11 protein-coding genes are annotated in these 11,242 nt (G+C 73.2%); 6 read left to right on the top strand and 5 right to left on the bottom strand.

Annotated elements, in window-relative coordinates:
- Positions 1–121 precede the first annotated feature (121 nt).
- The 3 genes from thiE (at position 122) to ACFWUZ_RS07970 (ending at position 2,743) form a co-directional block, all read left to right on the top strand.
- A complete protein-coding gene (gene thiE, locus ACFWUZ_RS07980) occupies positions 122–784 on the top strand; it encodes a thiamine phosphate synthase (protein ID WP_384368835.1) in 663 nt (220 codons plus the stop codon).
- Between the two features lie 98 nt (positions 785–882).
- The gene (gene metF / locus ACFWUZ_RS07975) at positions 883–1,797 is read left to right on the top strand and encodes a methylenetetrahydrofolate reductase [NAD(P)H] (protein WP_384368832.1); all 915 of its coding nucleotides are present in this window, start codon (positions 883–885) and stop codon (positions 1,795–1,797) included.
- Positions 1,798–1,846: 49 nt separating this feature from the next.
- Positions 1,847–2,743: a hypothetical protein gene (locus ACFWUZ_RS07970; protein WP_384368829.1), complete on the top strand. Its 897-nt coding sequence runs from the start codon at positions 1,847–1,849 to the stop codon at positions 2,741–2,743.
- A 43-nt stretch (positions 2,744–2,786) separates the two neighbouring features.
- On the opposite strand, the gene ACFWUZ_RS07965 is transcribed toward ACFWUZ_RS07970, so the two are convergent.
- The 5 genes from ACFWUZ_RS07965 to ACFWUZ_RS07945 all read right to left on the bottom strand — a co-directional run bounded on the left by ACFWUZ_RS07965 (position 2,787) and on the right by ACFWUZ_RS07945 (position 7,049).
- Positions 2,787–4,223 carry a phytoene desaturase family protein gene (locus ACFWUZ_RS07965; RefSeq protein ID WP_384368826.1) on the bottom strand — a complete coding sequence of 479 codons (1,437 nt, stop codon included), beginning with the start codon at positions 4,221–4,223 and terminating at the stop codon, positions 2,787–2,789.
- A gap of 31 nt (positions 4,224–4,254) precedes the next feature.
- Entirely contained in the window at positions 4,255–4,881 is a 627-nt protein-coding gene (locus tag ACFWUZ_RS07960; RefSeq protein WP_384368823.1) for a DUF4126 domain-containing protein, read from the bottom strand.
- Positions 4,882–5,011: 130 nt separating this feature from the next.
- A complete protein-coding gene (locus ACFWUZ_RS07955; RefSeq protein ID WP_384368820.1) occupies positions 5,012–5,413 on the bottom strand; it encodes a DUF3040 domain-containing protein in 402 nt (133 codons plus the stop codon).
- Between the two features lie 264 nt (positions 5,414–5,677).
- A complete protein-coding gene (locus ACFWUZ_RS07950; protein ID WP_384368817.1) occupies positions 5,678–6,436 on the bottom strand; it encodes a methyltransferase domain-containing protein in 759 nt (252 codons plus the stop codon).
- Between the two features lie 94 nt (positions 6,437–6,530).
- The gene (locus tag ACFWUZ_RS07945; protein ID WP_384368814.1) at positions 6,531–7,049 is read right to left on the bottom strand and encodes an SAV_6107 family HEPN domain-containing protein; all 519 of its coding nucleotides are present in this window, start codon (positions 7,047–7,049) and stop codon (positions 6,531–6,533) included.
- A 200-nt stretch (positions 7,050–7,249) separates the two neighbouring features.
- On the opposite strand from ACFWUZ_RS07945, the gene ACFWUZ_RS07940 reads away from it, so the two are divergent.
- The 3 genes from ACFWUZ_RS07940 to ACFWUZ_RS07930 are packed head-to-tail and all read left to right on the top strand — an operon-like array spanning position 7,250 to position 10,939.
- A complete protein-coding gene (locus ACFWUZ_RS07940) occupies positions 7,250–8,197 on the top strand; it encodes an ATP-binding cassette domain-containing protein (protein ID WP_384368811.1) in 948 nt (315 codons plus the stop codon).
- Entirely contained in the window at positions 8,169–10,262 is a 2,094-nt protein-coding gene (locus ACFWUZ_RS07935; RefSeq protein ID WP_384368808.1) for a YhgE/Pip family protein, read from the top strand. Before ACFWUZ_RS07940 ends, ACFWUZ_RS07935 begins: the two co-directional genes overlap by 29 nt.
- 44 nt (positions 10,263–10,306) lie before the next feature.
- Positions 10,307–10,939, top strand: coding sequence for a TetR/AcrR family transcriptional regulator (locus ACFWUZ_RS07930; RefSeq protein WP_384368805.1), 633 nt, complete (start codon positions 10,307–10,309; stop codon positions 10,937–10,939).
- The last annotated feature ends 303 nt before the right edge of the window (positions 10,940–11,242 follow it).

Raw genomic sequence — 11,242 nt, 5'->3', positions numbered from 1 at the left:
CGGTGGTGGGTCTGGCCCCGGCGGCCCCCGCGCGCCCCCCCCCTCCCGTGGGCCCGCCCCCCCCCGCCGGGGCCCCCGCCGCGCCCCCTCCCGGCCCCACCGCCCACCCCGGGGGTTATCCATGTCCGCGAACGACGCGCGCGCCCAGCTGGCCGACGCCCGGCTCTACCTGTGCACCGACGCACGCAAGCGACAGGGGGACCTCCCCGAATTCCTCGACGCCGTCCTGGCCGCAGGCGTGGACATCGTCCAGCTCCGGGACAAGGGCATGGAAGCCGGCGAGGAGCTCGAACACCTCCAGGTCTTCGCCGACGCCGCCCGCCGCCACGGCAAGCTCCTCGCCGTGAACGACCGCGCCGACGTCGCCCACGCCATCGGCTCCGACGTCCTGCACCTCGGCCAGGGCGACATACCCGTCCCCGCCGCCCGCGCCGTCCTCGGCGAGGACCTGCTCATCGGCCGGTCCTGCCACGCCGAGAGCGAGGTCGACGCGGCCGCCGCCGAGCCGGGCGTGGACTACTTCTGCACCGGCCCCTGCTGGCCGACCCCCACCAAGCCGGGCCGGTTCGCCCCCGGCCTCGGGCTCGTCCGGTACGCGGCCTCCCTGGAGCAGGACCGGCCCTGGTTCGCCATCGGCGGCATCGACGGCACGAATCTGGACGAGGTGCTCGACGCGGGCGCCACCCGGGTCGTCGTAGTCCGCGCGCTCACCGAGGCCACCGATCCCGGCTCGGCCGCGGCCGACCTCGCCCGGCGCGTCCGCGCCCGCCTCACCCACCCGTAGGGCCTACCGCCCACCAGGTGTCCAAAAACGTGTCCAAAAACGTGTCCAATGGGTGGACGCGGCTTCGGTGTCCGCAAGGCCGCGTCTAACCTGCCCGTATGGCCCTTGGAACCTCCTCCACCTGGTCGGATCGTGCACACACGGTCCGCGACCTCCTCGCGTCCGGGCACTCCTACTCCTTCGAGTTCTGGGCCCCGAAGACCGAGAAGGGCGAGCGCAACCTCTGGAACGCGCTCCGCCGGGTCGAGGCGGTCGCCCCCAGCTTCGTCTCCGTGACCTACGGGGCCGGCGGCACCACCCGCGGCGGGACCGTCCGCGCCACCCAGCAGATCGCCGCCGACACCACCCTGACCCCCGTCGCGCACCTCACCGCCGTGGACCACTCGGTCGCCGAGCTGCGCAACGTCATCGGGCAGTTCGCCGACGCCGGCATCCGCAACATGCTCGTCCTGCGCGGCGACCCGCCGGGCGACCCGATGGGCGAGTGGGTGGCCCACCCGGAAGGCGTCCACTACGCGGCCGACCTGGTCCGGCTGGTCAAGGAGTCCGGCGACTTCTGCGTGGGCGTCGCGGCCTTCCCCGAGATGCACCCGCGATCGACGGACTGGGATACGGACATCCGGCACTTCGTGGACAAGTGCCGCGCGGGTGCCGACTATGCGATCACCCAGATGTTCTTCGACGAGGAAAACTATCTGCGGCTGCGCGACAGTGTCGAGAAGGCGGGCTGCGAGACCCCGATCATCCCCGAGATCATGCCTGTTGTGGGCATCAAGCAGCTCGACCGGCTGCCGCAACTCAGCAACGCGGTCTTCCCGGCCGCTGTAAAAGAACGCATGCTCGCGGTCAAGGACGACCCGGCCGCTGTACGCTCCATTGGCATCGAGTTCGCCACGGAGTTCTGCGCGCGGCTGCTGTCCGAGGGTGTCCCGGGGCTGCACTTCATCACGCTGAACAATTCCACGGCGACTCTCGAGATCTACGAGAACCTGGGCCTGCACCAGCGGGCCTGATCGGCCGACCCCGTTGCCGGGGGGTCGGCCGCACCGAGAGGGGCCACGCGTGGGAATGACGGTCCTCTACATCGCGTTCGGATTCGTCGCGCTGTGGCTGCTTGCCGAGGTCCTGATGCAGTACAAGGCCCGGCTCCGCTGGCGCCTGCTCGCCTTCACCGGCTTCGTGGGCGTGGTCGCCGGAGTGGTGCTGCCGTCCGTGCTGGTCATCGGGGTCGGCGCGACCGCGTTCGCGGTGGGCCAGACCCTGGTGACGCTCTCCTTCCGCAAGGGATTCGTGGCCGGCTGGGCGCTGCGCCGGGGCGGGGAACCCGTACGGAAGAGCGGACGGCGCCGTGCCGGGGGCGAAGCGCGTCCGGAAGCGGCGCTCCAGGTGACCGCGCTGGAGTACGGCGCCGGGGGCGTGGACGCGGACGAGGCCGAACGGCCCGCCTCGGAGCGGGAGTTCCGGGACACCGCCGAGGACGTCTACAGCCCTGAGCCGGTGCCCGAGGAGACCGGGTCCTACGGGATCCAGAGCTTCACCGCCGCACCGCCCGCCATCGGCGTGCCCGAGGCCTTCGCCTCGCCGTTCACCACGGCGGAGCAGGACGCCCACCAGTACGCCGCGTACTACGACCAGCAGGGCCAGGGCGGCTCCGGCGGCTACGACTACACCGCGGGCTACCCGGCGGGCGGCCAGCAGGTCTACGCCGCCTACTCGGACCCGTACATCGGCACCACCGGCGGGGTGGTGCCGCAGCCCGGCGGCGACTACTCCGGCTACGCGCCCTACGGCGACTACGGGCAGCAGCAGTACTCCACCGACACCCCGCCCGGCGGGGTCTGGGTCCCGCAGCAGCGCGACGTCACCCAGCCCTACCCCGCGGAGGAGCAGGGCGACGCGCCGCAGCAGTACCCGTACCCCCACCAGGGCACGGGGGAGTACGAGCAGTACCGCTACTGACCGCTTCCGCCGGGCCGCCCCGGCCGCCCGGCGCGGCGGGCGGTCACCGGGAGCCGCGGAACTGCGCGCCCTCCACGATCAGCCCGGCCACCAGGGCCCCGGTCATCCCGGCGTGCGCCAGCCCGCCGCCGGGATGGGCCCAGCCGCCGGCCAGGTACAGCCCGGGCACGGCCGTGAGGTTCGCCGGGTAGAGGAACCGCCCCTCCGCCCCCGCGAGAGCCGGAGCGGGCACCGCTCCGCCCGCAGCGCCCGTGGCCTCCTCGATGTCCGCGGGCGTACGCACCTCCTGCCACAGCAGCCGCTCCCGCAGCCCGGGGACGGCGTGTGCGGCGAGGTCCAGCAGCTCTTCGGGCCCGGGGGCCGCGGCCGCGCCGCCGGGAGCCCCGGGGCCGCACACCGCGCTCACGGTCACCGCTTCGTGGTCGGCGTCGGGCCGGGTGGCCGGGTCGTCGGGCCGCAGCACGGTGACGACCGGACCGGCGGGGGAGTGCACGAGGGTGCGGTGGACGGCATCCGCGGGGCGGGGGCCGCTCAGCGCGAGGAACAGGGTGAGTCGCGACGGCATCCCGGCCCCGCGGAGCGGAGCGGCGCCGTCCGGCCGGTCAGCGGTGGCCGCCAGCAGCCGGGGGTCCACGCCGCACACGACGGAATCGGCGGCCGCTTCGCCGCCGTCGGACAGCAGCAGCCCGGCCGCCCGGCCGTCCCGGACGAGGACGTCCTCCACCCCGGCCCCGAAGACGAACTCCACCTTCCGTTCCAGGCACCGCTCGTACACGGCGGTCGCCAGCGCCCGCATCCCGCCGCGCGGGTACCAGCTGCCGAAGGTCTGCTCCATGTACGGCAGTACGGCCGCCGCGGCGGGCGCCCGGCCCGGGTCGACGCCGTACGAGGCGACCCGGGCGGTCAGCAGCTCGCCGAGGCCCCCGCCCAGCTCGCGGCCGGCCACCTCGGCCAAGGTCGGCGGGCGGCGGCGCAGCAGGCCGCTCCTGCGCAGCGCGGGGTACGGGTCGCGGCCGAGGACCTGCCAGTCGGGGCGCAGCGGTTCCTCCAGCAGGGGGCGGCGGGTGGCGTCCCAGGCGTCCCGGGCCCGGCCCAGCATGCCGTTCCAGCGCTCGCCCGCCCCCTGGCCGAAGGCCCCGTCCAAGGAGGCGGCGACGCCCCCGCGGGAGGCGCCCGGGAGGGTGACGTCGATGCCGTGCCCGGGCAGGACGTGCCGCAGGGCCGGATCCACCTGGACCAGGTCGAGGCAGTCCTCCAGGGGCCGCTTGCCGGTCTTCACGAACAGGTCCCGGTAGACGGCGGGCAGGTGCAGCAGCCCCGGCCCGGTGTCGAAGGAGAAGCCCTCGCATTCGCGCAGGCCGACCGCCCCTCCGTAGGTGGAGCCGCGCTCGTACACCGTCACCCGGTGCCCCGCCACCGCCAGCCGGGCCGCCGTCGCCATCGCGCCCATGCCGGCGCCGATCACCGCAATTCGTGCCATGGGGTGAGCCTATCGAGGCTGCGGGCGGCCCTCAGCGGGGTGGTGGCCCGGTGATCCGGCGGGCCTCGGCGGCGAGCCGCTTCTCCTCGCGGCGCTGGGCGCGGCGGCGAAGGAAGCGGCGGATCCGGGTCCAGAGGTACACCAGCAGGGCCAGCCCCGCGGCCAGCAGCACTGCCGCGATGACCGCCGCGGCCTCGGGGTTGAACATCGCGAAGGTGACGAGGGCGCCCACCCCCAGGTCCTCGGCGGTGCTCATCACGACGTTGGTGAACGGCTCGGGCGAGGTGTTGATCGCCATCCGGGTGCCGGCCTTGACGAAGTGGCTGGCCAGAGCGGTGGAGCCGCCGACCGCAGCGGCAGTGATGTCGGACAGCGAACCGCTCTGCCCCGCCAGCAGGGCGCCGACCACCGCACCCGCGACCGGGCGGATCACGGTGTGGACGGCGTCCCACGCCGAGTCCAGGTACGGGATCTTGTCGGCCACCGCCTCGCAGAGGAACAGCACGCCCGCGGCGATCAGCACGTCGGTGCGCTGGAGGGACTCGGGGACCTCGTCGGTCAGGCCCGCCGCGCCGAAGATGCCGAGCAGCAGGACCACCGCGTAGGCGTTGATCCCGCTGGCCCAGCCGCTGGTGAAGACCAGGGGGAGCACACTCACCGGATCATCATGGCGCAGAAAGGGTGATCCGGCAGGAGCCGCGGCGCACTGCGGCGGGCACGCGGGGAGCAGGGAGGGGACGGCCGCCGTCCGGCGGCCGTCCCCTCATCCGTGCTCATGTCTGTCGGGGTCACTGCCCCTGTTCGTCACGGCGGCGCTGCCACCGTTCCTCGATGCGGGTCATCATCGACCGACGCTGCCGGTTCTGGCCATCGGCAGAACCGCCTGTACTGCCGGAGACGGGCTGCTCGCCAGGCTTGGGTGCCTTGCGCCAACCGGTGACCACGAGGACCGTACAGCCCAGCATGACGAGGAACCCCACCACACTGACCCAGAGTACGTTCGGAATGATCACACCGGTCATGAGGAGCGCGATACCCACCACAATGCCTGCGACTGCTTGGTAGACCCGTCGCCGGGTATACGTACGCAGTCCGCTTCCCTCAAGCGCTGTCGCGAACTTGGGATCTTCGGCGTACAGCGCTCGCTCCATCTGCTCGAGCATGCGCTGCTCGTGCTCCGAGAGCGGCACGGGAGTCCTCCTCATCCGTCGGTCGCGGGGGGTAGCGACCAGGGGTCCCCTTCAGGATAGGCGGGGAATCGCCCCCGTGATACCCGCCCTCTACGCCACGTTCCGATTGACACGACGCAGAAACCGTACCGTCGCGGGAGGGGTCGCTGAGGCGGTTATTCCCCAGTGGCCCGTTCACCATGCCGGTCACTGCCCCCGATCATACGGGGCGGAGTGCCGGAGCGGAGGGTCTTGTGGCTCACTGCATCCGAGGAAGAACGCAGATCAGGACTGCTTCTCGCCCAGAACGTGCAGTTGCGTCGCGACCGCGTGGAAGGCGGGCAGCTCGGCGGCGGCCTCCTCCAGACGCAGCAGCGCCTCGACCGCACCCGGCTCGGTGTCCACCAGGACTCCGGGGACGAGGTCCGCGAAGACGCGGACGCCGTGCACCGCACCGACCGCCAGACCGGCGCCGCCGACCAGCTCGGCGAGCTGTTCGGCGGTGAACCGCCGCGGCACCGGGTCGCCCGCGCCCCAGCGGCCGGCCGGGTCGGTGAGGGCCGTACGGGCCTCGGTGAAGTGCCCGGCCAGCGCGCGGGCGAGCACGGCGCCGCCGAGGCCGGCGGCCAGCAGGCTCAGCGTGCCGCCGGGCCGCAGGGCGGCCTCCGCGTTGGCCACGCCCTCCGCCGGGTCGTCCACGTACTCCAGCACGCCGTGGCAGAGCACCACGTCGTAGGCACCGCGGTCGACGACGTCCAGCAGGCCCTGGGCGTCGCCCTGGACACCGCGGACCAGGTCGGCGACGCCGGCCTCGGCCACCCGGCGCTCCAGCCCGAACAGGGCGTTCGGGCTGGGGTCGACCACGGTGACCCGGTGGCCCAGACGGGCCACCGGCACGGCGAACTTGCCGGTGCCGCCGCCCGTGTCCAGCACGTCCAGCACGTCCCGCCCGGTCGCCTTCACCCGGCGGTCGAGTGCCTCCTTGAGGACCTCCCACACCACGGCGGTGCGAAGGGAGGCTCGGGGGCGGGAAGTGTCCGACACGGCAGATGGCTCCTCGGCGCGGTAGGAAAGGAAGGGGGTGAGCGGTGCGCGCCCCACCCGTCCCCCACCTTAGGGCCTTCCGCTGCCGGGCAGCTCATCCCGCGTCCGGACGCTCCGGACGCTGCTGCGGCACGGCCTGCGGTACGGGGTGCGGCCCGGTCGGGAGCGGCCCCGGCCCCGGCGCCTGGAGGGCGAGCATCCGCTCCACCAGGCGCACGAACATCGCGACGGCGCGCACCAGGTCGTCCGCCTCGCGGTCGCTCGCCGCGTCGGCTATGCCCGCCTCGGCCCGGGCCCGGCGCGCGGCGCCGGAGGCGAACAGCGCGCTCCACTCGGCGAGCTCCGGGGCCAGCTCCGGCAGCAGCTCCCAGGTGCTGCGGATCCGGGGCCGCCGCCGCGGGTTGACCGGCTCGGCCCGGCCGCGCGCGGCGAGCACCGAGGCGGCGGCGCGCAGGGCGGCGAGGTGGGCCGTGGCGTACCGCTCGCCGGGCCGGGGCAGGCCCGCGGCCTCGGCCAGACCGGCACGGGCCTTGGCGAGCAGGTCGAGAGCGGCCGGTGGAGCGGCGGACCTCCGCAGGACGGGATGGACAGGGGACGGGGACGGTGTGGCCATGACGAACCTCCTGTCGTTGCGTTGCCTTCGGCGCGTGGTGTTCATCGCCTTGTCCCCATCGTGACGGGCGCCACTGACAATCGCGCTGACCTGCACTTCTGCGGTCCTGGACCGGACAACTTCCCCCCGCTGCGCGCCTGGTGCTCCGGAGGCTGGTAGTTTTTGAACTGACTGGTCAGTTCAAAAAGAAGGGGGACGGCGTGGACAGCCCGCACGGCGCGGCCGTCAGGGCCGAGGACTTCGGACTCAAGGGCCCGCGCGGCTGGGCCTTCCAGGGAGTCGGCATCGACGCGGCACCCGGCTCGCTCATCGCGGTCGAGGGCCCCTCCGGCAGTGGCCGGACCTGCCTGCTCCTCGCGCTCACCGGCCGCATGAAGCCCACCGCGGGCCGCGCCGAGATCGGCGGCCACCGGCTGCCGAAGCACATGGCGGCGGTCCGCAGGATCGCCGCCCTCGGCCCGGTGCCCGGGGTCAACGACCTCGACCAGGCCCTCACCGTCGCCGAACAGCTGCGTGAGGGGGCCCTGCTCCACCGCCGCTACGACGGCCCGGTCCGCGCCCTGCTGCGCCCGCGCGCCGAACGCCGCGCCGCGGCCACGGCCCGGATCGAAGCCGCCCTCGCCGCCGCGGGGCTGGACCTCGCCGCGCTGCCCAAGGGCGGGCGCACCTCCGTACGGGACCTGGAACGCCTGGAAGCCGTACGGCTGTCCGTTGCCATCGCCCTGCTGGGGACCCCGCGGCTGCTCGCCTTCGACGACCTCGACCTGAAGCTCTCGGACGCGGAACGCGAAGAGGCCTGGGTCCTGCTGCGCTCGATCACCGCGACCGGGATCACCGTCCTCGCCGTCTGCAGCGAGGCACCCGCCGACGCGACGATCCTGCGCACCGTGCCCGCCGAGGCCCCGGCCGGATCCGCGAAGGATCCGGCTTCCACCCCGGCCGGCGACTCCGCGGACGAAGACGGCGAACCGCCCGCCGACCCCGCCGACTCCGCGGACGCGGACATGGACACGGACGCGGACATGGACACGGACGCGGACACGGACACGGACGCGGACGCGGACGCGGACACGGGCGAGAACGAGAACGAGAACGACGACGACACGAAGGGGGAGGACGATGCGCTCGCCGAAGCTGGCCGCGCTTGAGATGAAGCGGTTCGGGCGGGGGAAGCTGCCCCGGGCCGCACTCGTCTCACTGCTCCTGCTGCCGCTGCTGTACGGAGCCCTGTACCTGTGGTCCTTCTGGGACCCCTACAGCCGCCTCGACAAGGTGCCCGTGGCCCTCGTGAACGCCGACCGCGGCACCACGGTCGACGGCGAACGCATCGACGCGGGCGACGAGATCACCAAGAAGCTCCGCGACAGCAAGACCTTCGACTGGCGCGAGGTCGGCGCCGAAGAGGCGGCCGAGGGGCTGGAGGACGGGAAGTACTACCTCACCCTCACGATGCCCGCCGACTTCAGCGAGAAGATCGCCTCCAGCTCCGGCGAGGACCCCACGACGGGAGCCCTCCAGGTCCGCACGAACGACGCCAACAACTACATCGTCGGCTCGATCTCCCGCACCGTCTTCGCCGAGGTCCGCACGGCGGCGTCCACCAACGCCTCCCGCGGCTTCCTCGACAAGATCTTCGTCAACTTCTCCGACCTGCACGACAAGACCGCCGAGGCCGCCGACGGGGCCGACAAGCTCAAGGACGGCGCCGACAAGGCCAAGCAGGGCGCCAAGGACCTCGCGGCCGGCCTCGACACCGCCAAGGAGAAGACCGGCGAGCTCAACGGCGGCCTGAAGAAGCTGAACACCGCCTCCGGCCAGCTGAAGACCGGCTCCAAGAGCGTCGCCGACGGCACCCAGGCCCTGGCCGACAAGGTCAACGGCGCCGCCGCCAAGGCCCGCCCCTTCGTCAGCGACCCCAAGAACCTGGCCGACACCGCCGAGCTGGTCGCCGACACCGCGAAGGTCGTGAAGAACCACCTCGACACGTTCGCCCAGAAGGCCCCGGCCGCGGCCACCGCCGCCAAGAAGGCCGCCTCCGGCTCGGACGCCTACTACACCCGGCACTGCGTCACCCCCGGCGCGGAGCCGCACCTGGCCACCTGCCCCGACCTGAAGAAGATCAAGGACGACGCGGCCGAGGCCGCCGAACTCACCGGCGACGTCAGCACCCTGGCCCAGAACGCCAACGGCGACGTCGGCAAGCTCCGGACCCAGCTGACCGACCTGGAGAACAAGGCCCGCGAGCTCGTCGTCAAGGCGCCCGGCCTGGCCGGGGACCTCGACGCGGCCGTCTCCCAGGTCAACGCCCTCAACACCGGCGCCCACAAGGTCGCCACCGGCATGGCCCAGCTGCACACCGGCCTCGGCTCCGCCACCAGCGGCTCCGGCGCCATCGACGAGGGCGTCGGCAAGCTCGGCGACGGGGCGCACAGCCTCGACGGCGGCATGTACAAGCTCGTCGACGGAAACCGGGACCTCGCCGACGGCCTGCACGAAGGCGCCGGCAAGATCCCCGACTACGACCAGCAGCAGCGCGACGCCCGCACCGAGGTCATGTCCGACCCGATCCGGCTCGCCAACCAGTCCCTGCACAAGGCGCCCAACTACGGCACCGGCTTCGCCCCCTACTTCATCCCGCTCTCCCTGTGGGTCGGCGCGATGGTCGCCTACATGCTGATCGCGCCCATGAACCGGCGGGCCCTGTCCGCCGGCGCCTCGCCCTGGCGGATCGCCCTCGCGGGCTGGCTGCCCGTGGTGGGCATCGGCGCCGCCCAGGTGGGCCTGCTGATGGCGGTGCTCCACTGGGCCCCGGGCCTCGGCCTGGAGATGTCCCGGCCGGCGCTGACCGTCGCCTTCCTGGTGCTCGTCAGCGGCTGCTTCGCGGCGATCGTCCAATGGCTGAACGCCAAGTTCGGTGCGGCCGGACGCATCCTGGTGCTCGCCTTCCTGATGCTCCAGCTGACCTCGGCGGGCGGCACGTACCCCGTCCAGACCAGCCCGGACTTCTTCAACGCCGTCCACCCCTACCTGCCGATGTCCTACGTCGTCGAGAGCCTGCGCCGCCTCATCACCGGCGGCGACCTCGGCCCGGTCTGGCAGGGCTGCGCGGTCCTGACCGCATTCACCGTCGGAGCCCTGGCCCTGACCGCCCTCGCCGCCCGCGGCAAGCAGGTCTGGACGATGGACCGGCTGCACCCGGAACTGAGCCTGTAGGCCTGAGCCCGTGAGGGACGTGTTGACCTGTGACAATCAGCGCCATGGAAAGCAGCAGCACCGGTACGGGCACCGGCGGCGCCCGACGCCGGGCCACCCGGCAGAAGCTCTACGAAGCAGCCGTGACGCTCATCGCCGAGCAGGGCTTCTCCGCGACCACGGTCGAGGAGATCGCCGAACGGGCGGGAGTGGCGAAGGGCACCGTCTACTACAACTTCGCGAGCAAGAACGACCTCTTCGAGGAGCTGCTGCGGCACGGCGTCGGCCTGCTCACCGTCTCGCTGCGCACCGCGGCGGAGGAGACGGAGGCCCGGGGCGGCAGCCGCGTCGAGGCGCTCGACGCGATGATCCGGGCGGGGCTCGTCTTCATCGACCGCTACCCGGCCTTCACCCAGCTGTACGTCGCGGAGCTGTGGCGGACCAACCGGGCCTGGCAGTCCACCCTGATGGTGGTCCGCCGGGAAGCGGTGGCCGTGGTGGAGACCGTGCTGCGCGAGGGGGTCGAACGCGGTGAACTGAGCGGCGAGATCGACGTGCCGCTCACCGCCGCCGCGCTGGTGGGGATGGTGCTGGTGGCCGCCCTGGACTGGCAGTCCTTCCAGAGCGAACGCTCCCTGGACGACGTGCACTCGGCGCTGTCCCTGCTGCTGCGCGGCCGGGTCAGCGGAAACCGCTGACGGCACCCCCCGGTCGGCGGTGCCGTCCGGGCCCGCCGGCCCGTACAACTGGTGGGGCCGCCGCGCGACTGAGTACCCGTACCCAGGCGCGGAGATGAGTACGCGCGCGGATGGCCCCCGCCGGCGCGGACGCCAGACTGGGGGCAACGGGCAGGAGGCCCGGTCCGTACCGCGGACACGGGGCCGCGGAGCGGACCGGGAACCTCCGCCCGTGACCGGGAGGGGAACGAGGGACCCGGTGACGCAGTGAGCAGTGCGGCGGGGCTCGGGGGGATCGAGCCTCGCCGCACTGTCGCGTCCACG

This window comes from Streptomyces sp. NPDC058646 (assembly GCF_042716875.1).
GTDB lineage: Bacteria > Actinomycetota > Actinomycetes > Streptomycetales > Streptomycetaceae > Streptomyces.
The sequence above is the reverse complement of the archived record's forward strand: the minus strand, read 5'-3'. Positions and strand labels throughout refer to the sequence as shown.